The organism is Dactylosporangium vinaceum (assembly GCF_019904175.1).
Lineage (GTDB): Bacteria > Actinomycetota > Actinomycetes > Mycobacteriales > Micromonosporaceae > Dactylosporangium > Dactylosporangium vinaceum.
In genome coordinates, this window is the sequence record NZ_CP061913.1 from 10738470 (window position 1) to 10759942 (window position 21473).

Genomic DNA, 21473 nt, shown 5'->3' on the forward strand with positions numbered 1-21473 from the left:
GCGCTCAACTAACGCGCTACTCTGGAGAACATGAGCGAACTTCCCATCCTCGAGCAGCACCTCGCCGCCGCGGTTCCGGCGAGCCGTCAGCAGCGCGCGTGGACGCCCGAGGACGGGGCGCTGCCCAGCCTGTACATCAGCCACGGAGCCCCGCCCCTGCTGGAGGACGGCCCGTGGATGCGCGAGCTGTCCGACTGGGCGCTGGAGCTGCCCAAGCCCAGGGCGATCCTCATCGTGAGCGCGCACTGGGAGTCGGCGCCGCTCGCGGTCTCGGCCACGCCGGCGAAGACCCCGCTGGTCTACGACTTCGGCGGGTTCAAGCCCGTCTTCTACACGCTGCAGTACGAGACGCCCGACGCTCTTGCCCTGGCCCAGCGGGTCGCCGCCGTCATGCCCGACACGGAGCCGCTGCACGAGCACCGCAGCCGCGGCCTCGATCACGGCGCGTGGGTGCCGCTGATGGTCATGTACCCGCTCGGCGACGTTCCGGTGCTCCAGCTCAGCCTGCCCACCCACGACCCCGACCGGCTCCTCGAGCTCGGCCGCCGGCTGCGCCCGCTGCGCCAGGAGGGCGTCCTCATCATCGGCTCGGGCTTCATGACCCACGGGCTGCCGTTCCTCAAGCGCGAGCATTGGAGCGGCGGCGGTACCACCCCCGGCTGGTCTTCCGACTTCGACGCCTGGGCCGCCGACGCACTGGCGAAGGGCGACGTGGACACGCTGAGCCGGTTCGCCAGCCAGGCGCCGGGCATGCCGTTCGCCCACCCGACGGTCGAGCACTACACGCCGCTGTTCGTCACCCTCGGCGCCGCCGACCGGCCGGACGCTCCGGTGAAGTCGGTGATCGAGGGATACTTCATGGGGCTCTCAAAGCGCTCGCTGCAGACGGTTTAGCAGCTTGCGCCGGGTGTCCGCGGACACCTCGTCGATCGCGACCTCGAGCCGGGGCAGCAGCTCCGGCTCCAGCGTCAGCGCCCGGAACGCGAGCCCGACGGTGATGTCGTGCCGCGGCGAGTGCACGATCCGGACCTCGTCGCCGGCCCGGACCCGGCCCGGCGTGATCACGCGCAGGTACGCCCCCGGCAGTGCCCGCTGCGTGAACGTCTTGATCCAGCCCTTCTCCCCCAGCCAGGCCGCGAACGTCCGGCACGGGATGCGCGGCGCGGTGACCTCCAGCACGGTCTCGTCGCCGATCACCCACCGCTCGCCGATGCGGGCGCCCGTGACATCGAGCCCGGACGTGGTGAGGTTCTCCCCGAACGCGCCCCCGGGCAGCTCGCGGCCCAGCTCCGCGCCCCACGCGTCGAGGTCTTCGCGGGCGTACGCGTACACCGCCTGATCCGGCCCCCCGTGATGGCGCGTGTCGGCGATCCAGTCCCCGGCGACACCCGTCGGCCGGGTCCCGCGCGGCCCCGGCACGGTGATCGCCACCGCCCCGTCGACCGGCTGCTTGTCGATCCCGGTCATTGACGCGTCGGAGTGCTCATTGGACACGAGGACGCCGGTGTTCACGGAAAGCAGGTAGGCCACGACGGCCAAAATAGCGGTCAGGCGTGGATCAGAGCCAGATCCGCACCGGCCCGAATCCCGGGGCCGCCGACGGTACTGACCTGGCCGCCCGGCCCCGCATGCACGACCCGGGCCCCGGCGAGGTACCGAACGCGGACATTCTCGGCGAAGTTCCGCCCGTTCGGCCGCCCGCCCGCCGCCATGACCGTGCCGACGTCGACACCCCACACCCGATGCCCCTCGTGCCCGTCGCGGAACAGCACCGCCACGTCCCCGCTGAGATAGGCGTCATAAACGATCCGCACCCCGAGATCGATCCGCAGGGCGAGCAGCGTGTTGGTCTTGACGTCCTCGGCGATCTCGATGCTTGACGACTCGACGGTGTCGACGCCCCAGGCATGCTCATAGGTGAGCCGCTGCCCGTTCGGGATGTCGATGGCGTACTGCACGTCCTCCGCCGCCACCACCCCACCGTTCGGCGACCAGACGTGCGCCGCGGTGGACACGAGCCGCGGCCCGTCAGCGAGCGGCAGCTCGACCGGCTCGGACCCGACACCGGTGATCGACGCACTGGCCACCCGCAGCGTGGTGGTGACCGGCGCCCACCCGTGCGTACCGTGCAGCAGCCCGTCGATCTGCACCCGGTCCGGCCGCCGCCCGAGGCACGCGGTCACCGCCTCGGTGAGCCCTTCCTCGCCGAGCCCGAAGAGCTCGACCTCCGACTCACTCGTGGCGTGCCGGTCCTCCCCGCGAGCATTGACGCTCGACGACGCATAACACTGCCCCGCAACGATCGACAGCTCAATGCCCATGGCCGGCTCCTGAGATCACGCAACGTTACTTCTACGTTACATCTTGTTCAACCGACTTGACCTTGAAACCGCCGCCCCACCTCGCCCGCACGCCCTCAGCCGCAACGAGCCCGCCACCACCGACCCACCACGCCGACTCAGCACCTCGACCAGCACGCCGACATCGAGCCGCGGGGCAGGTCGTGGACGCACGCCGCCACGCGGTGCACGATGCCGCGCGGACGCGACCGGCAGGCCACGCCGAGCCCGCCCCAAGCGGCGCAAGCACAGCCGATCAGCCGGGCGCGCGCCCTTCGCACGCCGCCACCCTCACCCACACGCCGCAGTCACCCGCCGACCGCCTCTCAGCCGCCAGCGCGCTCTCGCCGGCCCTCCTACCTCCCGCGGCGCCGCACCACCCCCGGCCCGTACCACCACACCGGGGCCGGCCGCCGCTCAACCCGCTGCCGTTGCACCACCGCGCAGTCCGCTACCACGGCGCAGCTCAGCACAGTGCAGCGCGCGGCCCACCCTTTGGCCAGCGAATGCGACCGATGGTCGTGCTTGTCCAGCGGCCGGCGTCGTTCGACTCACGGCAATGCGAGAGCGACAAAAGGACCCGAACACTCGTCCGAGTCAGGCGTAATCCGCGATCCCGACATATCGCCCGGCGACGGATAAATCCGATAAGTCGAGCGCAGCGCGGCGCGGAGCGCCCGACTTATCGGAATCCGACCCGTCGGAGGCCCCGCGCGAGCAAGCGCTACCGAGCCGGCACGGCCCGCAGTGCGGCGGCCGACTTCTCCGAGGTTACGGCGGTCGCCTTGCGCAGCTTCAGCTCCGCGTTGAACTTCTCGTCGTCCAGGCTGCGCTTCGAGGCGGCGGCCAGGTCGGCGGCCTTCGCGGTCTGGCGTTCGATTTCCGAGGCTTCCTGATAGGCGCGGAACTTCCGGTCCGTGATGGCCTTCTGCAGCATCATCTGCTGGGCGAACGGGTGGGCCTGCGGGTCCCAGCCGTTGCGGTGCATGAGCGCGTCGGCCAGGTCGGAGGCGGAGATGTCGCCGCGGTCGTGGGCGGCGTTGACCATGCGGACCAGGTGGCGGCGGCGGCTTTCCGGGTCGTCGTCGGTCAGCGGGAAGGCGTTGGCGCGGCGGAGGCGGTGGACGTCCTGCTCGGACTCCTCGAAGGCGCGCCAGGCCGCCTCCTGCGTCCGCTGGGCGGCCTCCCACTCGTTGCGGCGGCGGTCGGCCATGGCGGTGGCGCGCTCGGCGGCCACGGTGAGCTCAGTGCAGTACCGCCGCAGCTCTTCGATCTCTTTGGCACTTCGCTCGGCCTTGGCGAGCTTCTCGCGCTTCGCGTCGGGGTTGTGGATCGCCCGGCGGATGCGGCTCCACCATGATGGGCCGCCCGTCGCCCGGCGGTTGATGTGCGACATCACGAAGAACGCGATGATCGCGGCGGCCAGCAGGGCCAGCCAGATGGTCAGGGCTTGCTGCATCCCATTTGCGAAGTTCTGCATGACGTGGGCACCTCGGAGGGGGAACGAGACCGGTCAGAAAGAGGTTCGTCTCTCAATGGGTACCCAAAGGGGGCCCGACCTATTACACCGTCCATAGTGGACGCCACCACCGCCGCGCATTCCTCAACCCTGCCCGCTATGAGCCGAGCTTGCAACCCGGCCTACATTGGCGCGGTGGATCTGACCCTCATCCTCGGGCCGATGAAGAGCGGTAAGTCGCTCGAGCTTGTGAGCCTCCTCTCACCGCTGCAGTACACGGACACGCGCCACCGTGTGTTCCAGAGCGCCAGGCACGTGCGCGACGCCGGTGTGGTCTCGCGCAGCGGTGCGGCCCTCGCGACGGTGAAGGCCAACTCGCTCGCCGCCGCACTCGACGAGGAGCTCGACGTCGTCGGCATCGACGAGGTGCACATGTTCACGCTCGGCGACATGGACGTGGTGCGGCGGCTGCTGATCAACGGGACGCGCGTCGTGGCCGCCGGGATCGACCTCGACCACCGCGGCGAGCTGTTCGCGCCGGTGCGGGCGCTGCTGGAGCTGGGGCCGGCCGCGGTGACCTACCGGCGCGCGGTGTGCGACAGGTGCCGCTCGTTCTCCGCCGTGTACACGCAGGTGCTGGAGCACGGCGAGCCGATGATCCGGGAGCTGCCGCCGTCGACCGCACTGCCGGACGACGGGACGTACACCTACGAGCCCCGCTGCCGCACGTGCGTCGTGCTGCCGCAGTTCACGCCGCGGCCGACTCCAGCGCGAACTGGGGACTAGGGGTGGGGCGGCCGAAGTGGTACCCCTGGGCGTAGCGGTAGCCCAGCCGGTACAGCTCGGCCGCCTGCTCCGCCGTCTCCACGCCCTCGGCGATGGCGTCGAGATTCAGCCCGTCGCTGACGTTGATCAGTGCGGTCGCGATGACGGAGTGGCGCCCGGCCATGGTGACGTTGTCGACGAACGACTTGTCGACCTTGAGGATGTCGACCGGGCACGTCTGCAGGAGCCCGAGCGACGAGTGCCCGGTGCCGAAGTCGTCAAGAGCGATGCGCACCCCCAGCCGGTGTACTCCCTCGAGCGCCTCGATGGCCCGCCCGCCCCCGAAGACCGCGGTCTCGGTGACCTCGATCGCGAGGCGCTCAGCGGGCAGCCCGGTGGCGGCCAGCACCGCCGCCACCACCTCCGCGAAGTCGGGCTCGACCAGCTGCCGGGCCGAGACGTTCACGCTCACCTTGCCCGGTGCGGCCGCGCCGAGGGTGGCGATCCAGGTCGCCGCCTGGGAGCACGCCTCGAGCAGGATCCAGGCGCCCAGCTCGACGATCTGCCCGTTGCGCTCGGCGACCGGGATGAAGTCGGCCGGGCTCATGAACCCGAGCTCCGGATGGTGCCAGCGGATAAGCGCCTCGACGCCCGCGATCTCGCCGCGCGGGAGGGCCACGATCGGCTGGTACACGAGCTGGAACTGGCCCTGGTCGATCGCCTCCCGCAGCTGCGCACCCAGCCGGGCGTGCTCGCTCGCCCGCTGGTCGAGCTCGGGGCGGAAGCGCTCCTGGCGGGTCTTGGACTCCTTCGCCGCGTACATGGCGACGTCGGCCCGGCGCAGCAGCTCGAACGGGTCCCGGGTGCCCTCCGCGTCGGTGACGCCGATGCCGGCCTGGACGAGCAGGTGGTGCTCGCCGGCGAACACCGGCTCGGCCAGGGCGGCGGCCAGCTCGCCGACCAGGGCGTCGGCCGCGGCGTGCGGGGTGTCCGGCATCAGCACGGCGAACTCGTCCCCGCCGAGCCGGGCGACCACGTCCCCGGGGCGCAGCACGCCGGTGAGCCGGCGGCCGACGGCGGCCAGGAGCTGGTCGCCGACGGCGTGGCCGAGCCCGTCGTTGATCCCCTTGAAGTCGTCGAGATCGATGAATGCGACCTGCGGGCGCCCGCCGGCGTCGAGCTCCTCGCGGATGAGCTCCTCCAGGAAGCGCCGGTTGGGCAGGCCGGTGAGGTCGTCGCGCATGGCGAGGTCGCTGAGCTGGTCGGCCTGGGTCTGCACCTGCCGCACCAGCCCGGACATGCGCACCACGACAAGCAGGAACAGCGCGGCCGCGACGACGCCGATGGCCAGCCAGTCCAGGTGCGCGACGCCGGCCAGGCCCTGCCCGACGAGCAGCGCGGGCGCGACGAGCGAGCTGATCGCGAGCGCGGCCAGCCGCTTGCGGGACAGCGGCGACTCGTCCACGGCGATCGGCTCGGTGAGCGTGCGCATGGACGGGTGCAGAGCCGCTCCGGCGAGCGCGAAACCGGACAGGAGCCACCCGATGCGCACAAACTCCCTCGGTACCGCCGACAAGCTGAACTGTCCCGCGTAGACCAGGTCGGCCCCGAACATCAGCACCAGGCTCCCGGCCAGCAGCCAGTAGGTGGGCGTGCGGGCGACCCGCCCGGCCAGCAGCCGCGCCAGCGAGACGAGGAGCACCATGTCGCAGACCGGGTAGGCCAGCGACACCGTCCGCTGCACGGCCGACAGGTCCTGGTTGTGCACGATGGGGCGCATCACGAACGTCCAGAGCAGCAGTCCGCAGCCGATCGCGATGATGCCGGCGTCGATCCAGCCGGCCCGGTCGTCGCCCTGCCGGCGCAGCACGAGCCAGCTGCCGGCCGCGAGCGCCGGGTAGGCGGCGAGGAAGAACGCGTCGGCCATCGAGGGGTACGCGACGGTGCCGGCGGAGTGCGCGTACACGGTGAAGGCGATGTCACCGGCGGCCCAGGCGGCGGTGCTGAGCGTGAAGCAGTGCCACACCGCGCGGATGCGGGGCCGGTTGCGCCGGACGCCGTAGAGCAGCGCCGCGAGGGCGGCGACGGTGGCTGCCACGTGCACGAGATCGGCCGCGGCGGACCCGGCCGGCAGCAGCGCGAAGACCGCTGCCACCAGGCATCCCCCGAGTAACCAGGTGGCCCAGAGGCGCCCGGTCAGCCACTCTCTCACGCGAGGGTTATCGGCAGTCGGCGCCCATCGGTTGAGGTTTGTGATCGGGTTTCATACCCCCAGGGGGTTTCGGGAAGTGCAGGTATGCTTGTCGCCATGACTGCGCCGACGCCGCGTGGCTACACCGCCACCAAAGATCAGCTGCAGAGCCGCCTGCGCCGCATCGAGGGCCAGGTCCGCGGCGTCGAGAAGATGGTCGACGAGGACCGGTACTGCATCGACATCCTCACCCAGATCAGCGCCATCCAGGCCGCGCTGGACAAGGTGGCGCTCGGGCTCCTCGACGACCACGCCCGCCACTGCATGCACAACGGCGCGCAGGAGGGCAAGGCCGAGGAGATGACCACGGAGATGATGGCCGCCGTGGGACGACTCCTGCGCCGCGGCTGACCGTTCCTTATCCTCCTGGCGTGCCCGACTACTCGTTCGTGCGCCAGACCGACGGTTTCACGTGCGGCCCGACTGTCGCGCTCGTCGCATCGGCCGCCCTGGACCCCGAATACGGCGCCACTGTCACCGATCCGGCGGCCGAACAGCACCGCCTCCACCGGGCGGCCAACTTCATCTGGCCGCGCAAGCTCGGCACCACTCCCCCCGGCGTGGCCGCCGTCATCTCCCGGCACACGGCTCCGCTCGGGGTGCGGTACGGCTGGCGGGTCTTCCGGGGCGATCTGGCCCCGGCGATCGCCGCTGTCGAGTGCGACTGGCCGGTCGGCCTGCTGATCGGCAACTCGATCCCGCGCCACTGGATCCTGATCATCGGCCACGACAGCGGGCGGCTCCAGTGCTTCAACCCGGCCCGCGGCAGCGAGACGACGATCGCTGTCGAGGACGTCGCCGGCCGCAAGCTCGATCCACTGGGCTTCCCGCGCGCCTTCGCCCTGGTCCTGCCCCGCCGAACCGTCTGACGTAGGGTCTTCTGCCGTGCTTGCGCTGCGTTACGTCCAGGGCGACGCGACGAGTCCCCAGGCCGCCGGCCCGAAGGTCATCGCGCACGTCTGCAACGACCTGGGCGGCTGGGGCAAGGGCTTCGTGCTGGCCGTGTCCCGCCGCTGGCCGGAGCCGGAGCGCGACTACCGGGCCTGGCATCGCGAGCGGGCGGGGAACGACCTCGGGCTGGGTGCGGTACGCGTGATCCAGGTCCGCCCCGACACCTGGGTGGCCAACATGATCGGCCAGCACGGCATGCGCACCGGCTCGAAGGGCCCGCCGATCCGCTACGACGCCCTGGACCACTGCCTCGCCACGCTTGCCGACCGCGCTGTAGCCCTGGCCGCCTCCGTGCACATGCCGAGGATCGGCGCGGGCCTGGCCGGCGGCCGCTGGGACCGGATCGAACCGCTGATCATCACCAACCTGTGCGCCCGCGACATTTCGACCACTGTGTACGACTTCACCTGATCCGTACCGTTTTTGGGAGTGTGCAATGAGGCGCATCCTGAGCCTGCTGCCGGCCGTGGCCGTGCTGTCCGGCCTGGCCGCCCTGTCCGGCTGCTCGAACAACGACAACAGCACACCCGCGCCGCAGACCGCCGCCAGCGGCCCGGTGAAGCGCATGCGGCACGCCGACGCCCAGACCCTGGCCGACAGGTACCGCACCGACGCCGCCACCACCCTGGGCATCCCGCCCGCCGGCGCCCCGACCAGCTCCCTGGGTCCGTGCGAGGGCCCGCACACCTTCACCGCCATCACCTACGGTGACGTCCCCGTCCCGGCCGACCAGCAGCCCGCCGCCCTGCAGAAGCTGCGCGCGCACTACACGGCGGAGCGGTACACGGTCGCCCCGGCCCCGACGGACGGCTCGACCGCCCTGAACGCCACCACCCCGGACCGCGTCATGATCTCCGTCGCCCCCGAGGGCACCGACATCCTCCGCGTCAACGTCGCCACTCCCTGCTTCGAGTCCGACGAGCCGCTGTGAGCGCTAGGCGACCTCGGCCACGTCTCGGCGCTCCCGATCGGGCTGCGGCCGGCCCGCCGCGTCCGCGCGTCCGCGGGTGAAGGCGACGATGAGCAGTACACCTCCCAGAAATGCGACGAGAGCGGCCGTCGCGGCGGTCACGTGCATTGCGGCGATGAACGCGTCGTCGGCGGCCCGCGTGAGGTCCGGGCGGTGCAGGGCGTCGGCGACCGCGCGGGTGTGCTCGGCCGACGGGGCGGCGGCGTCGCGCGCGGACGCGGGCAGGCCGGCCAGCGCCGGGGCTATCCGGTCCCGATACGCGGTGGTCAGGACCGTCCCCAGCAGGGCGATGCCGAGCACGCTGCCGACCTGGCGGAGCGTGTTGTTGACAGCGGACCCCGCGCCCATGCGGTCAAGCGGCAGGGCGGCGATGACGGCGGCGGACGTGGGGGCGATCGTCATGCCCATGGCGGTACCGCTGACCAGGCCCACAGCGCAGAACCATACAAGCGGCGTGTCGACGTCGAAGGCCAGGTTGGTCAGGAACGCGCCCGCCACCACGAGGAGCCCGACGCCGCTGATCCAGGCCAGGCCGAACCGCTTGACCAACCGCGCGCCGAGCACCGAGCCGACGGCCACGCCGAGCGCGCCCGGCAGGAACGCGAAGCCCGTGTCCAGCGCGCTCATCCCGCGGGCACCCTGGAGGTAGAAGTTGCCGTAGAACATCTGACCGGTGATCGCGAAGAACAGCGCGGCCAGCGCCAGGTTGCCGGCGCTGAACCGGAAGCTGCGGAACAGCCGCGGGTCGAACGACGGCTCGGCCGTGCGCCACTCGAACACCGTGAACAGCACCAGGAGCGCCAGGCCGGCGGCGACCGGGCCCCACACCGCCGGGCGGGCCCAGTCGGTGTCCTGACCGGCCTCGATGAGGCCGTAGGCGAGGGCGGCCAGACCGCCCGTCGACAGCAGGAGCCCAATGGGATCGGGACGGCGTCGCTGCGCAAGCTTCGGATTCGGTACGGCCAGTGCTATCCCGATCAGCGCCAGCGCCACGACCGGCAGGTTGACCAGGAAGACCGAGCCCCACCAGAAGTGGTCGACGAGCACCCCGCCGAGCAGCGGGCCCAGCGCGACGCCGACCCCGCTCGACGCAGCCCAGATCGCGATCGCGCCCGCGCGGCGCTCGGGTGGGAAGGTGGCACCGATGATCGCCATCGAGGTCGGCATCATCATCGCGCCGCCGAGGCCCATGAGGCCGCGGGCCAGGATCAGCCCGGTGGCGTCGCCGGCCCAGGCGGCCCAGATCGAGGCGGCGCCGAAGCAGAGCAGCCCGAGCACGAGGATCGTGCGGTGGCCGTAGCGGTCGCCGAGCGCGCCGGCGGCGAACAGGGCGGTGGCGAAGAGCAGCGCGTAGGAGCCGACGGCCCACTGCAGCTGGCCCGGCGTCGCGCCGAGGCCCGTGCGCGGGTCGGCGATGCGCTCCAGCGCGATGCCGAGGATTGTCGTGTCGATCCAGATCAGCACCGCGGCGAACACCAACACCGACAGCACGCGCCGCTGCCGGGTAAGGTCAATTGACAGGTCCCTGACGGTCATGTCGTCACACTCGCAAGATTGGCAGGTCCCTGTCAATAGGATTCCATGCAAAATAGGGGCATGGCCACCCCGATCGACGCCTGCTCGACGTTCCTCGTCCGCCACGCCTGGCTCACCCTGCGCGGGGTGGTCGCCGAGGCGCTCGTCGAGCACGACCTGTCGGTGGCCCAGTTCGCGTCCCTGCTGCTGCTGGACGAGTCGCCGGGGATGTCGGTGGCCGACGTGGCCCGCAAGGTCTCCACCGCCCGGCAGTCGGCCAACGAGATGCTCACCGGCCTGGAGAAGGCCGGCCTGGTCGAGCGCAAGCCGCACCCGACCGACCGCCGCTCCCAGCAGATCTTCCTGACCGCGGCGGGCCGGGTCCGGCTCGACGAGGCGATCCCGACGGTCCAGGCGGTCGAGGCCCGGCTCTCCAGCGGGTTCAGCGCCGACGAGCTGGCCGTGGTCAGCGCCTGGCTGCGCCGGATGACCGAGGCTCCAGCGGCCCAGAGCGAAGAGTTACCCACGCTCTAGTCTCGACAGGTGTGTGTTCCCCGTCACATCATGGAGTGTGGGCGGGAGGTGCGGCATGGAACTGCTCGGCGGCATTCAGCGCATGCAACACGCCATCCAGACACCGGTCGGCGACCCGGCATTCGGGCTCGCGGTGACCCGCGCGGTGGCGCAGCTCAAGCTGGCGTTCGCCCGCCATGTGGCGGTGACCGAGGGGCCGAGCGGCCTCTACGCGGGGGTGATCGACGACGCGCCGCGGCTGGCCCCCTACCTCAATGACCTCGTCGGCGACCACCGCACCGTGTGGTCCGCCCTCGACGAGCTCGAGGGCCGGCTCTCGGACCGGCACCCGCCGGAGGCCGTGCGCCGGCACGCGGACCGGCTCATCCGGGAGGTGTGGCTGCACCGGCAGCGCGGGGCGGACCTGCTCCACGAGGCGTACGAGACGGATCTCGGCGGCGAGACCTGACGGTTCGCTTACGGCCCGGCCGATGCTTAGGGTCGCAGCGCCCCGGGCTCTACGCTCGAACGCATGGGGCAACGCGTGCTGGTCGTGGACGACGACCCGACCGTCAGCGACGTCGTGCGGCGATACCTTGAACGGGCCGACTTCGGTGTCCGTCTGGCGGGCGACGGGGTGACGGCGCTGGAGGAGTACCGCCGCGACCGCCCCGACCTCGTCGTGCTCGACCTGATGCTGCCCGGCATCGACGGGCTGGAGGTGTGCCGGCGGCTGCGGGCCCAGGACCCGGGCCTGCCTGTCATCATGCTCACCGCGCTCGGCGAGGAGTCCGACCGCGTGCTCGGCCTGGAGCTGGGCGCCGACGACTACATCACCAAGCCCTTCTCACCCCGGGAGCTGGTGCTGCGGGTCCAGTCGGTGCTGCGCCGCATCGCCCCGCCCCCGGCCTCGGCCGCCGACGACCTGACCGACGGCGACCTGCGCGTCGACGCCGCCCGCCGCATCGCCACGCTGCGCGGCCAGGAGCTGGCCCTCACCGTGCGCGAGTTCGACCTGCTGGTCTTCCTCATGCGCAACCCGGGCCGGGTCCTGCGCCGGGCCGAGCTGCTGGAGCAGGTGTGGGGCTGGACCTTCGGCGACCAGTCCACCGTCACCGTCCACATGCGACGCCTACGGGAGAAGGTCGAGGACGACCCGGCCGAGCCGAAGCGGATCCTGACCGTGTGGGGCGTGGGCTACCGGTACGAATATGCGTGACGTCATCCACACGTTCCTGATGGCGCTGGCCGGCTCGCTGGCCGTCGCCCTGGCCGGCCTGGCCGCCCTGCGCGCCCTGCACCGCCGCTCGGTCACCGTCCACATCGTCGTCATCCTGCTGATCACCGTGCTCAGCGTCCTCACCGGCGTCACCGGCGCGTCCATGCGCATGTTCATCTCCGACCACGACCTGCACGTCCTGCTCATCGTCGTCGGCACCGCGGCCACCGTCTCGCTCGCCGTGGGTCTCCTGGCCGGTCGGCGCCTGGCCCGGGCCAGCATGTGGGCGGCCGAGGCCCGCGAGCAGGAGCGCGCGGCCGAGGCCCGGCGGCGCGAGCTGGTGGCGTGGGTGTCACACGACCTGCGCACGCCACTGGCCGGCCTGCGCGCGATGGCCGAGGCCCTCGACGACGGTGTGGTGGCCGACCCGGAGACGGTCGCCGACTACCACCGCCGCATCAGCGCCGAGACCGACCGGATGGCCACCCTCGTCGACGACCTGTTCGAGCTGTCCCGGATCAACGCCGGAGCCCTGCGGCTGTCACTGTCCGACGTACCCCTGGGCGACGTGGTCTCCGACGCCATCGCCTCGGCGGCTCCACTGGCCGCGGCGGACCACATCAACATCGTGGCCGAGCCGTCCACCGGCTGGCCCGTCGTGCGCGGGTCGGTCCCGGAACTGTCCCGGGTCGTGAACAACCTCATCCGCAACGCCATCCGCTACACGCCGCCGGACGGCACGGTGACCGTCACCGGCGGCCAGGACGTCGACGGCTCGGGCTGGCTGGCGGTCACCGACACGTGCGGCGGCATCCCCGAGGCCGACCTGCCCCGCGTCTTCGACGTCGCGTTTCGGGGGGCCCCAGCGCGTACCCCCGAAAAAAGCGCCGGCGGTGGACTGGGTCTGGCCATCGTCCGCGGACTCGTCGAGGCCCACCACGGCTCGGTGGCGGCCGACAATGTCGGTGCCGGATGCCGGTTCGTGGTGAAGCTGCCCGCCGCTGTCGCTTAGGGCGGCGGTGAACCGGTCCGGGCCGGACGTCTGCCGGCCGCCGCGATCAGCGCAGGCCGTCCAGGGCGTGGCGGCACGGGTCGTCCGGCTGCTCCGGCAGTCGCGGGATGACGTCGAGCAGCAGCGCGCGGAGCCTGTCGGTGTTCTCCCGGAAGACCCGGAAGACCTCCTCCTGGGTGACCCCGTGCTCGCCCTCGACTCCCGCGTCCAGGTCGGTGACCAGGGCGATCGAGGTGTAGCAGAGCGCCAGCTCGCGGGCCAGCACCGCCTCCGGGTGCCCGGTCATGTTGACGACCGCTCCCCCGATCGAGGTGTACCAGCGCGACTCCGCCCGCGTCGAGAACCGCGGCCCTTCGACGACCACCATCGTGCCGGTCTGCGTCTCGATCCCGTGCTCGGCCGCCGTCTTGTGGACGACCTCCCGCCCGGTCGCACAGTAGGGGTCGGCGAAGTTCACGTGCACCGCACCGTCGTCGTAGAACGTCTGCGTCCGCGCCGTCGTGCGGTCGATCAGCTGATCCGGCACCACGAACGTCCCCGGCCCCAGCTCCGGCCGCAGCCCACCCACCGCACACGGCGCCAGCACCTGGGACACGCCGATCTCCTTCAGCGCCCACAGGTTCGCCCGATAGGGGATCCGATGGGGCGGGAACCGGTGATCCTTTCCGTGCCGGGGAAGAAACGCGACCCGCCGGTTGTGCACGGTCGCGACGGTTATCGGGTCCGACGGTGGGCCATAAGGCGTGTCGACCATGTGTTCCTGGGCGTCGTCGAGGAGTGCATAGAGCCCCGATCCACCGATCACGGCAACGTCCGCGAGTGAGGTCACGGATCAGACCCTAACCGGGACGCGCGGGTCAGGCTATGGTGCGAGACATGACCCTGGTTGTTTGTTGGTGGGACTGATGTCTATGCACGGGGACGTCGGTGAGCCCCCGACCGGGCGCGGGTCACCGAGACCAGGAAATTCCGGTAGAAATACGGGGAGCGGCCGCGGCACGAGCAGGCAGCGTCGAGGGAGGGCGATGGAGTCGTTGACCGGGCGGCTGCTGGTGGCGACGCCCGCGCTCCGCGACCCGAACTTCGAGCGCACCGTAGTCCTCGTAGTAGCCCACGAAGAGGGCGGCGCCCTGGGCGTGGTCCTCAACCGCGCCACCGAGGTCCAGGTCGCCGACGTCCTCGGCAGTTGGGGCGCCCTGGCGGGTGAACCTCCCGTCGTCTTCGAGGGCGGCCCCGTCCAGCCCGAGGCCGCCATCTGCCTGGCCCGCACCCGCCCCGGCGTGGAAGACCTGGCCGGCTTCAACCGAGTCTCCGGCGCCGTGGGCACAGTGGACCTTTCGGGCGACCCCGACCTGCTGGTAGCCGGAGTCCTGGGCGTCCGCGTCTTCGCCGGCTACGCGGGCTGGTCCCCCGGCCAGCTGGAGCGCGAGATCGAGGGCGGCTCCTGGTTCGTCTTCGACGCCCTACCCTCGGACGCCTTCGCCCCCCGCCCCGACGACCTGTGGCACATGGTCCTGCGCCGCCAGGGCGGCCTGATGGCGGCGGTCGCCCACTACCCGACCGACCCGACCCAGAACTAGGGATACCCGATGTGACCCGGTCCCCGGGTGTGTGTACTATTCCGTGAGTGCCCGCGCGAGAGCGCAGGACACACCAGATGGGGCCGTGGCGCAGCTGGTAGCGCACCACACTGGCAGTGTGGGGGTCAGGGGTTCGAGTCCCCTCGGCTCCACCATCGATTGGCGCTCTCTGCTCAATGGCGGAGGGCGCCATTTTCGCGTCTGCGATGGTGGCATTCCTCGCGCAAGCGCAAGCGCTTGCTCCCCGGCGGGGGCTTCGCCACCCGCGGCCCCTGTCGCGGGGTTCTGTGCTCTTCGTTGGTGTGTTGTTGCTTCGGGCTCGCTTCGCATCGCCGTATGGGCTCGCTTCGCATCGCTTTGTGGTTGTGGTTGGGGTTCGTGTGCTTCCTGGCTGGGTGTGTCGCGTGTGTCGCGTGTGTCGGGGGTTTTGGGCTTGTGAGGTCTAGTGGAGGAGTGGACGGTATGAGTGGCTCCGGCGATTGGGTGGCGCGGATGAAGGACTCGACACTTGTCTCGGCCGATGTCTTGCTTGAAAAGCCGAAGACGTTCGTGCATGAGGTGCTCCGTATGCCCGATGGGCAGGAGATCGACTGGTACTACGTTCACAGCACGCCGAGCGTGATGGTCGTCCCGGTCACGGCCGAGGGCGACGTCATTTTGGTCAAGCAGTATCGGCACAATCTGAAGCGGGACACGCTCGAGCTCCCGGCCGGCGTGACTGAAGAAGGTGAGGATCCTCGCGATGCGGCGCTGCGGGAGTTGGTCGAGGAGACCGGGCATGTGATGGCCGAGGGCGCCGAGATTCAGCCGCTCGGCCCGTACTATGCGCTGCCTTCCGAGACTGACAAGTACGTGCACTTCTACCTGGCCGCGCCGGTCGTCAGTGCCGGGGCGCCGCAGGGTGACACCGAGATCGAGAAGTACTTCGACATGAGCGTTGTCGTCATGCCGTTCGACGAAGCGATCTCCGCGCTCGGCCGCACGATCCACGGGCTCGAAACACTCGGTGGACTGCTACTCGCCCGCCAGGCGCTCGAAGAACGGCGATAGCTCCGCCATTGATTGGCGGTCTCCGCTCAATGGTGGCATCTGCGATGGCGGCATTCCTCACGCACGCGTAAGTATTCTCTTCCGGGCTTGGGCTTCGGCATTCGCGGCCCGCATTGCGGGGTCCTGTGCTCCTCGTCGGGGCTGGCTGTGGGTCAGGGGGCGGGTGGGTATTTCGCGTGGATGTCGGCGTTCAGGTACAGGCGCAGGCAGAAGGTGTTCATCCTCGCGGCGGTTGGGGCGTGGCGGCGGAGGATTGCGGCTATCGGTGCGGGTACGTCCGGGGGGATGTCGCCTGTCGCGCACCTGGCTATGTACTCGTCGCGGGCGGTGAAGCCGACGGTGGGCGGGACGGCGCATACCGTGTTGACCAGCCAGTTCACCAGCCACATCGCGGCGTAGTCGGCGTCGTGGGCCGCGTGTCGGGCGACGAAGTCGCGTTCGGCGGCCGAGAGGTCGAAGCGTGGCGAGGTGGCCAGGCCGAAATCTACGAGGTAGACCCGGTCGGCCTCGGCTCGCAGGTTGCCGAAGTGGCCGTCCATGTGGAGCAGGTCGTGGCGGCGCAGGAAGGTCGTGATCTCGAACAGTTGACGCTCGAACGGTGCGGCTCGGGTGATCGGGTCGTGCAGCCACTCGGGCAGTGGGTCCCGGATGTACTCGCTGAACAGGACGAGGCTGGAGCTCGCCCCGGCCAGTTCCTCGAAGCGAGTGCGGACGGACGTGGCCCCGGCGAACTGGGCGACTGCGGGTGCTGTGTCGCGGTGCTCGGGCGCGATCGGCGGGCGGCCCGGTAGCACTCGCCAGTGGTACAACAAAGGAAATGCCTCGGTTTTGCCGGTCAGCACCCCGGTTGTGACGATCTCGTTGGTGGCCAGCTCGCGCCATGCGCCGAAGCCGGGGCCGGGGTGGCGGTAGATGCCGTACTGGCAGTACGTCGGCAGGTCGAAGAGGTTCGCGGTGCTGAGCGGATGGGCCAGCTCGCGGTCGGTGAGCGGGATGCGCTTCACGAACACCGGTGCGCCGTCGATGTCGAGGACCGAGCAGGCGCCGCCCACGCCCAGGGCGATGACGGGCGCGGCGGCGACGAGCCGGGCCAGGTCGGCGTCACCGCGCGCGGCCAGTGTGGCGGCGGTGCGCTCGTAGCGGGCGCGGCGGGTGACGCCGGGCGTCACGACTGGGCGAGGACGATGAGGCGGTCCACCGGGGGCATGGGGGCGGACTTCGCCGGGTTCAGGACCACGCCGTGCGCCTCGCCCGGGTCCTTCAGGCGATACCCGATGGCCAGCTCCCCGCGCCGCGCGGCCGCCTCCACCACCGTGGCGAAGGTCAGGGTGGAGGTCTGGCGGATGTAGCGGTCGGCGGGGCGGATGTAGATCTCGGCGCCGGCCGGGTCGAACAGGTCGGCGAATACCGACTCGAGGTGGGGGCTCTCGGAGATCTGCGTCATCAGCAGGCTCACCAGCTGGTCGCTGACCACGAAGTCGTCGGCGCGGGTCAGCTGGGCCAGGGTGCGGTCGCGCTCGTCGCGCATCTCGCTGACGATCGAGGTGTCGCGGCCCCGCCGGCGCAGCAGGTCGCGTACGTGCAGCAGCGTCATCAGCACGTGCGAGTCGGCCGGCAGCGGCTCCAGGAGATCGTCGGACAGCACGATCAGGTTGTCGTAGGAGGCGATGTCCAGCTGCTCCAGCGTGGCCCGGTCGCGGATGTCGCCGGTCTTCACGCTGGGGGTGCTCAGCTGGCGCAGGGCGGCGGCGAGCTGGGCGACAGTGGCGAACGCGTCCGGGCGGTCGGTCACGATGTCCGCTGTCGAGCCGGTGGCGACATACGTGTCCAGCTGCTCGATGATGCGCGCGGCGCGCGCGTTCCAACCCAGAATCAACGTCCGCTCCGGTACCGCGGCCACGTCGGACCCCGGAACAATCGCTTCCTCGTCAACCTCCGGGGTCGCCGTCATCAACAGCGCCGTCGAGTCGTCCTCGGCCAGCAGCACCAGGCGGTCCCCCGGGGCGATGACGCGGTCCATCGGCGGGTTGAGCACGCTCGTGCCCCCGGCCTCCACGAGGCCGACCGGGCAGCACGCCCCGTACTCCAGCAGCAGCTCACCGAAGCGCCGGCCCTGCGCCCGCGGCTCGTCCACCACGTAGAACTCGTTGCCGCGGAAGTCGAGCAGATCCTGGTACACCGACGACAGCCCGGGCTGGCGGGCGGTCTGCACGACGAGCCGGGCGCCGATGTCGTCGGCGTCGAGCACCACCGCGTCACCGCCGGCCAGGCGGGCGACCGCGCGGTTGCGCCCGTCGCGCACCGCCGCCACCACGTGATGCGGCCGGTCCTTGAACGCCGGGCCGTTGTTGACCGCCAGCAGGACCTTCAGCACGTACGCGTCGGCGTCCGGCGCGCTGCTCCCGGGCGGCGCGAGGACGATGACGGACCGGGACTCGTTGGGGTTGACGATCTCCAGGTCGCTCACGTCGAGCGGGCTGCCGGTGCGGCAGACCACGCGCGTCTTCCCGGTGCGCCCGACCCGCTGCCGGATGAGGTCCTCCATCTCGACCTTGTCCTTCTCGGCCAGGATCGTGATGGCCGGGCGGCGGCGGCTCGTGTTGGCCGCGACCAGCTCGGTGATGACCGTGAAGATCTGGTCGGACCAGCCCAGGATGACCGTGTGCTCGCGCTCCACGACCACCGACCGGCCCTTGCGCAGCTGCTCCAGCGCCGCGTTCAGCCCGTTGGTGAGCAGGCCGACGAGCGCGCTGACCACGAAGATGCCGGCGATCACCAGGATGAACCACAGGCCGAGCACGGCCAGCGAGCCGTCCTCGGGCACGGCCAGGCTGAAGGTGGCGACGAACGTCTGCCACAGCAGCCGGATCGGGTTGCGCTCCTCGGGCGGCTCGACGGTGGTGAGCGCGAACGTGACGAGGGCGATCAACAGCGCCGTGGCCAGGGCGAGCCAGCCCACGAGCGACGGGGCGCCCCTGGACATCGTGTTGTCGAACCAGTACCGAACGCGCGCGCCGAACCGCACGTTGCGACTCATCGGGCTACCCCCACCACTGCTCACCGGACCGGCCGCACCGGACCGATGGTTGGAGAGGACTGTAGTGGGTACGTGCGTACGGTTCGTCTCAGGTGCGGTCGGGGCCGTCCGATCAGCACGGCGTGAGCATCCTCTCCGTGTTCGACGACCGGTCGGTCCGCGCCAAGATCACTTCGGTGGTGCTCCTCGCCACCGCGTGCGGAATCGCCGTCGGTGCGATCGGCATCTCGGCCGTGCGCGGCGTCAACGCCGACGCCGACGCCGCCCAGCGCAAGAGCCTGCAGGTGTTCGAGGCGGCCGGATCGTTCGGCAAGAACATCGAGGCGTTCAGCGGCAACATCTCCGCCATGCGCCTGTACCCGGCGCTAGCCGACCGGATCACGGCGGGCCTGGCCACCAACCGCAAGGCCGTCGAGGATGCGCTCGGCACGCTGCAGACGGCCCTGGCCGACGACAGCGCCGCGACGGCGGTGGTCACGAAGGCCGCGACGGACTGGAAGGCGTACACGGACTTCCTCGCCGTCGACCGCTCCAAGGCCCCGCCCGCCGAACTGGCCGCCGCGGTCACCACGTACGACCAGCTCTACGGCGCGCTCGGCACCGACCAGAAGGCCCTGAGCGATACGGCGCACAAATTCGTCACGGCCACGGCGCAGACCAACGGCGCGCGCGCCAACCGGGCGACGACGACGATCGCGATAGTGCTGGCTGTGGGGGTACTGCTGAGTCTGCTCCTCGGCCTGCGCGTAGCGAGCCGGATCCGGCAGGCCGTCCGCGGCGTCTCACAGGTGACCGACGGGCTGGCCGACGGCGACCTCACCCGCACCTCCGTCGTGGTCGACCACGACGAGATCGGCCAGATGGCGACCTCGCTGAACCGCGGCATCACCCGCCTGCGCGACGACGTGGTCGGCCTGGCCCGCAACGCCACCGGCCTGCGCGGCGCCGCCGACCAGCTCAACGCGGTGGCCGGTGGCGTCGAGACGGCCGCCCGGGACGCCTCCTCCCGCGCCGGCACCGTGGCCACCACCGCCGACACGGTCTCCAGCAGCCTCCACGTCGTCTCCGCCGGTGCCGAGGAGATGGGCTCGTCAATTCACGAGATCAGCCGCTCGACCTCGGAGGCCGCCCAGGTGGCCGCCCAGGCCGTCCACGTAGCCGCCCAGACGAACGAAACCGTCTCGCGACTCGGCGCCTCCTCCACCGAGATCGCCACCGTCGTCAAGGTCATCACGCAGATCGCGGAGCAGACAAACCTCCTGGCCCTGAACGCCACCATCGAAGCGGCCCGAGCCGGCGAGTCGGGCAAGGGCTTCGCCGTGGTCGCGAGCGAGGTCAAGGACCTGGCCCAGGAGACCGCCAAGGCGACCGAGGACATCGTCCACCGGGTCGAGGCCATCCAGAGCGACACCTCCCGCGCGGTCGAGGCCATCGGCGAGATCTCCGGCATCATCGAGCGCATCAACTCCATCCAGCTCACGATCGCCTCCTCGGTCGAAGAGCAGACCGCCACCACCCAGGAGATGACCCGCACCCTCAACACCGCCGCCCAGGGCGCAGGCGACATAGCCGTCACCATCACCGGCGTCTCGGACGCCACCCGCCGCACCACCGACTCGATCGCCGAAACCACGAAGGCCGCCCAACTCCTGGCCGCCACCTCAACCGAACTGCAAACCCTGGTCTCGCGCTTCCGCTACTGAACCCGGGCCCCGCCCAAGCCCCAAAGGCCGGCGGACGCGGCACGCGCCGGGCCGTGGAGCGCACAGCGCTACCATCGCGGCATGGGGCTGACCGCGGCGGACGTCGAGCGGTTCGAGGCATCCCGGCAACGCCTGGAGGCCATCGGATACCGGCTGCTCGGCTCCGCCGCGGAGGCCGAGGACGCGGTCCAGGAGACGTTCCTGCGCTGGCAGGCGGCTGACGTCGAGCGGATCGAGGTACCGGAGGCCTGGCTCACCAAGGTGCTGACCAACCTGTGCCTCAACCAGCTGGGCTCGGCCCGGGCGCGGCGCGAGCTGTACGTCGGGCAGTGGCTGCCCGAGCCGCTCCTGGCCGGCGATCCGATGCTGGGCCCGGCGGAGACGGCCGAGCAGCGCGAGTCCGTCTCCTACGCCGTGCTCACGCTCATGGAGCGCCTCTCCCCCAGCGAGCGCGCCGTCTACGTCCTGCGGGAGGCGTTCGACTACCCGCACCGCGAGATCGCCGCGATCCTCGACATCAGCGAGGCGGCGAGCCAGCAGGTGCTCCACCGGGCCAAGCAGCACATCGCGCAGGGCCGGCCCCGCGTCGCGGTGGACGCGGCCGAGGCCCGCCGGATCGTCGAGGAGTTCCTGGCCGCGGCGATCAGCGGACGGCCCGAATCGCTTGTCAAGCTGCTGACCGCCGACGCGGTGTCGCTGGGCGACGGCGGCGGGAAGGTCCCGGCCCGGGCCAAGCCGTTCGAGGGTGCCGCGGCCGTCGCGAGGTTCATCTGGGGTCTGTTCCGCCCGGCGCCGGCCAAGCGGGCTCTCGCCGGCGACGTGATCGAGATCTATGTGACGACCGTCAACGGCGAGCCGGGCGCGGTCGCCATCGCCGGCGGCCGGGTGTTCGGGGTGACGCACCTGCAGGTCACGGCCGAGGGCATCGGCCTGATCCTCAACCAGGTGAACCCGGACAAGCTCGAGCGCGCCACCGAGCGCTGGGCGCGCGCGGCCGACCACGGCAAGCCCCTGCTCGTCACCATGTGAGGTGCTTCACAGGCGGTACCTGTCAGGAAAGCGCGGCCCATCCGGCTCAGGGAGCGAAAGCGAGCCACACCGCGCGAGAC

At 71.0% G+C, this 21473-nt stretch carries 22 protein-coding genes and 1 tRNA gene; 15 read left to right on the forward strand and 8 right to left on the reverse strand.

Going from position 1 to position 21473, the window contains the following annotated elements:
• The first annotated feature begins 30 nt into the window (after nucleotides 1-30).
• Complete coding sequence (locus tag Dvina_RS48265) at nucleotides 31-894, forward strand: dioxygenase family protein (RefSeq protein WP_223098569.1); 864 nt, start codon at nucleotides 31-33, stop codon at nucleotides 892-894.
• Here the strand turns inward: Dvina_RS48265 and Dvina_RS48270 are convergent.
• From Dvina_RS48270 to Dvina_RS48280, 3 genes are all read right to left on the reverse strand, one after another.
• Complete coding sequence (locus tag Dvina_RS48270) at nucleotides 868-1530, reverse strand: MOSC domain-containing protein (RefSeq protein ID WP_246655798.1); 663 nt, start codon at nucleotides 1528-1530, stop codon at nucleotides 868-870. The two genes, Dvina_RS48265 and Dvina_RS48270, sit on opposite strands and share 27 nt — an antisense overlap.
• Before the next feature lie 17 nt (nucleotides 1531-1547).
• The gene (locus tag Dvina_RS48275; protein ID WP_223098572.1) at nucleotides 1548-2321 is read right to left on the reverse strand and encodes a hypothetical protein; all 774 of its coding nucleotides are present in this window, start codon (nucleotides 2319-2321) and stop codon (nucleotides 1548-1550) included.
• Between the two features lie 742 nt (nucleotides 2322-3063).
• A complete protein-coding gene (locus Dvina_RS48280; RefSeq protein WP_223098575.1) occupies nucleotides 3064-3819 on the reverse strand; it encodes a hypothetical protein in 756 nt (251 codons plus the stop codon).
• Between the two features lie 174 nt (nucleotides 3820-3993).
• Between Dvina_RS48280 and Dvina_RS48285 the strand changes: the two genes are divergently transcribed.
• Nucleotides 3994-4584: a thymidine kinase gene (locus Dvina_RS48285; RefSeq protein ID WP_223098579.1), complete on the forward strand. Its 591-nt coding sequence runs from the start codon at nucleotides 3994-3996 to the stop codon at nucleotides 4582-4584.
• Here the strand turns inward: Dvina_RS48285 and Dvina_RS48290 are convergent.
• A complete protein-coding gene (locus Dvina_RS48290) occupies nucleotides 4547-6718 on the reverse strand; it encodes a putative bifunctional diguanylate cyclase/phosphodiesterase (protein ID WP_246655799.1) in 2172 nt (723 codons plus the stop codon). The genes Dvina_RS48285 and Dvina_RS48290 overlap by 38 nt on opposite strands.
• Nucleotides 6719-6871: 153 nt before the next feature.
• On the opposite strand from Dvina_RS48290, the gene Dvina_RS48295 reads away from it, so the two are divergent.
• From Dvina_RS48295 to Dvina_RS48310, 4 genes are read left to right on the forward strand one after another with little or no spacing between them, the layout of a single operon-like run.
• The gene (locus Dvina_RS48295; RefSeq protein WP_223098582.1) at nucleotides 6872-7165 is read left to right on the forward strand and encodes a metal-sensitive transcriptional regulator; all 294 of its coding nucleotides are present in this window, start codon (nucleotides 6872-6874) and stop codon (nucleotides 7163-7165) included.
• Nucleotides 7166-7185: 20 nt separating this feature from the next.
• A complete protein-coding gene (locus Dvina_RS48300; protein WP_223098585.1) occupies nucleotides 7186-7683 on the forward strand; it encodes a cysteine peptidase family C39 domain-containing protein in 498 nt (165 codons plus the stop codon).
• A gap of 16 nt (nucleotides 7684-7699) precedes the next feature.
• On the forward strand, nucleotides 7700-8176 hold the full coding sequence (locus tag Dvina_RS48305) for a macro domain-containing protein (protein ID WP_223098588.1): 477 nt from the start codon (nucleotides 7700-7702) through the stop codon (nucleotides 8174-8176).
• A gap of 25 nt (nucleotides 8177-8201) precedes the next feature.
• The gene (locus tag Dvina_RS48310; protein ID WP_223098590.1) at nucleotides 8202-8696 is read left to right on the forward strand and encodes a hypothetical protein; all 495 of its coding nucleotides are present in this window, start codon (nucleotides 8202-8204) and stop codon (nucleotides 8694-8696) included.
• A gap of 3 nt (nucleotides 8697-8699) precedes the next feature.
• Here the strand turns inward: Dvina_RS48310 and Dvina_RS48315 are convergent, their stop codons facing one another.
• Nucleotides 8700-10271 carry an MFS transporter gene (locus Dvina_RS48315; RefSeq protein ID WP_246655800.1) on the reverse strand — a complete coding sequence of 524 codons (1572 nt, stop codon included), beginning with the start codon at nucleotides 10269-10271 and terminating at the stop codon, nucleotides 8700-8702.
• Between the two features lie 60 nt (nucleotides 10272-10331).
• On the opposite strand from Dvina_RS48315, the gene Dvina_RS48320 reads away from it, so the two are divergent.
• The 4 genes from Dvina_RS48320 (at nucleotide 10332) to Dvina_RS48335 (ending at nucleotide 12994) form a co-directional block, all read left to right on the forward strand.
• Nucleotides 10332-10784, forward strand: a complete 453-nt coding sequence (locus tag Dvina_RS48320) for a MarR family winged helix-turn-helix transcriptional regulator (RefSeq protein ID WP_223098593.1) — start codon at nucleotides 10332-10334, stop codon at nucleotides 10782-10784.
• A 55-nt stretch (nucleotides 10785-10839) separates the two neighbouring features.
• The gene (locus tag Dvina_RS48325; RefSeq protein ID WP_223098596.1) at nucleotides 10840-11232 is read left to right on the forward strand and encodes a hypothetical protein; all 393 of its coding nucleotides are present in this window, start codon (nucleotides 10840-10842) and stop codon (nucleotides 11230-11232) included.
• Nucleotides 11233-11295: 63 nt separating this feature from the next.
• A complete protein-coding gene (locus Dvina_RS48330; RefSeq protein ID WP_223098599.1) occupies nucleotides 11296-11982 on the forward strand; it encodes a response regulator transcription factor in 687 nt (228 codons plus the stop codon).
• Entirely contained in the window at nucleotides 11975-12994 is a 1020-nt protein-coding gene (locus Dvina_RS48335) for a sensor histidine kinase (protein WP_223098602.1), read from the forward strand. The genes Dvina_RS48330 and Dvina_RS48335 overlap by 8 nt, the downstream gene beginning before the upstream one ends.
• Nucleotides 12995-13040: 46 nt before the next feature.
• Here the strand turns inward: Dvina_RS48335 and Dvina_RS48340 are convergent, their stop codons facing one another.
• Nucleotides 13041-13823 (reverse strand): S-methyl-5'-thioadenosine phosphorylase, encoded by a 783-nt coding sequence (locus Dvina_RS48340; RefSeq protein ID WP_223098605.1) that lies wholly within the window; start codon nucleotides 13821-13823, stop codon nucleotides 13041-13043.
• Nucleotides 13824-14019: 196 nt separating this feature from the next.
• Between Dvina_RS48340 and Dvina_RS48345 the strand changes: the two genes are divergently transcribed.
• The 3 genes from Dvina_RS48345 to Dvina_RS48355 all read left to right on the forward strand — a co-directional run bounded on the left by Dvina_RS48345 (nucleotide 14020) and on the right by Dvina_RS48355 (nucleotide 15624).
• Entirely contained in the window at nucleotides 14020-14574 is a 555-nt protein-coding gene (locus Dvina_RS48345; RefSeq protein ID WP_223098606.1) for a YqgE/AlgH family protein, read from the forward strand.
• A 79-nt stretch (nucleotides 14575-14653) separates the two neighbouring features.
• Nucleotides 14654-14729: transfer RNA gene (locus Dvina_RS48350), tRNA-Ala, on the forward strand.
• A 337-nt stretch (nucleotides 14730-15066) separates the two neighbouring features.
• Nucleotides 15067-15624 (forward strand): NUDIX hydrolase, encoded by a 558-nt coding sequence (locus tag Dvina_RS48355; protein ID WP_223098607.1) that lies wholly within the window; start codon nucleotides 15067-15069, stop codon nucleotides 15622-15624.
• Between the two features lie 152 nt (nucleotides 15625-15776).
• On the opposite strand, the gene Dvina_RS48360 is transcribed toward Dvina_RS48355, so the two are convergent.
• Together Dvina_RS48360 and Dvina_RS48365 are read right to left on the reverse strand one after the other, a co-directional pair.
• The gene (locus Dvina_RS48360) at nucleotides 15777-16793 is read right to left on the reverse strand and encodes a serine/threonine protein phosphatase (RefSeq protein WP_246655801.1); all 1017 of its coding nucleotides are present in this window, start codon (nucleotides 16791-16793) and stop codon (nucleotides 15777-15779) included.
• A complete protein-coding gene (locus Dvina_RS48365; RefSeq protein WP_223098608.1) occupies nucleotides 16790-18661 on the reverse strand; it encodes a CASTOR/POLLUX-related putative ion channel in 1872 nt (623 codons plus the stop codon). Before Dvina_RS48365 ends, Dvina_RS48360 begins: the two co-directional genes overlap by 4 nt.
• 122 nt (nucleotides 18662-18783) lie before the next feature.
• Here Dvina_RS48365 and Dvina_RS48370 point away from each other — a divergent pair, with 122 nt between their 5' ends.
• Together Dvina_RS48370 and sigJ are read left to right on the forward strand one after the other, a co-directional pair.
• Nucleotides 18784-20364: a methyl-accepting chemotaxis protein gene (locus Dvina_RS48370; protein ID WP_223098609.1), complete on the forward strand. Its 1581-nt coding sequence runs from the start codon at nucleotides 18784-18786 to the stop codon at nucleotides 20362-20364.
• Between the two features lie 81 nt (nucleotides 20365-20445).
• Nucleotides 20446-21393 (forward strand): RNA polymerase sigma factor SigJ, encoded by a 948-nt coding sequence (gene sigJ, locus Dvina_RS48375; RefSeq protein WP_223098610.1) that lies wholly within the window; start codon nucleotides 20446-20448, stop codon nucleotides 21391-21393.
• Nucleotides 21394-21473 lie beyond the last annotated feature (80 nt).

Excerpts from the sequence above, each read along its gene's own strand:
- Dvina_RS48265 (WP_223098569.1), top strand. The coding sequence starts at position 31 with ATGAGCGAACTTCCCATCCTCGAGCAGCACCTCGCCGCCGCGGTTCCG.
- Dvina_RS48275 (WP_223098572.1), bottom strand. The coding sequence starts at position 2,321 with ATGGGCATTGAGCTGTCGATCGTTGCGGGGCAGTGTTATGCGTCGTCG.
- Dvina_RS48280 (WP_223098575.1), bottom strand. The coding sequence starts at position 3,819 with ATGCAGAACTTCGCAAATGGGATGCAGCAAGCCCTGACCATCTGGCTG.
- Dvina_RS48295 (WP_223098582.1), top strand. The coding sequence starts at position 6,872 with ATGACTGCGCCGACGCCGCGTGGCTACACCGCCACCAAAGATCAGCTG.
- Dvina_RS48310 (WP_223098590.1), top strand. The coding sequence starts at position 8,202 with ATGAGGCGCATCCTGAGCCTGCTGCCGGCCGTGGCCGTGCTGTCCGGC.
- Dvina_RS48315 (WP_246655800.1), bottom strand. The coding sequence starts at position 10,271 with ATGACCGTCAGGGACCTGTCAATTGACCTTACCCGGCAGCGGCGCGTG.
- Dvina_RS48320 (WP_223098593.1), top strand. The coding sequence starts at position 10,332 with ATGGCCACCCCGATCGACGCCTGCTCGACGTTCCTCGTCCGCCACGCC.
- Dvina_RS48325 (WP_223098596.1), top strand. The coding sequence starts at position 10,840 with ATGGAACTGCTCGGCGGCATTCAGCGCATGCAACACGCCATCCAGACA.
- Dvina_RS48330 (WP_223098599.1), top strand. The coding sequence starts at position 11,296 with ATGGGGCAACGCGTGCTGGTCGTGGACGACGACCCGACCGTCAGCGAC.
- Dvina_RS48335 (WP_223098602.1), top strand. The coding sequence starts at position 11,975 with ATGCGTGACGTCATCCACACGTTCCTGATGGCGCTGGCCGGCTCGCTG.
- Dvina_RS48345 (WP_223098606.1), top strand. The coding sequence starts at position 14,020 with ATGGAGTCGTTGACCGGGCGGCTGCTGGTGGCGACGCCCGCGCTCCGC.
- Dvina_RS48355 (WP_223098607.1), top strand. The coding sequence starts at position 15,067 with ATGAAGGACTCGACACTTGTCTCGGCCGATGTCTTGCTTGAAAAGCCG.
- Dvina_RS48365 (WP_223098608.1), bottom strand. The coding sequence starts at position 18,661 with ATGAGTCGCAACGTGCGGTTCGGCGCGCGCGTTCGGTACTGGTTCGAC.
- sigJ (WP_223098610.1), top strand. The coding sequence starts at position 20,446 with ATGGGGCTGACCGCGGCGGACGTCGAGCGGTTCGAGGCATCCCGGCAA.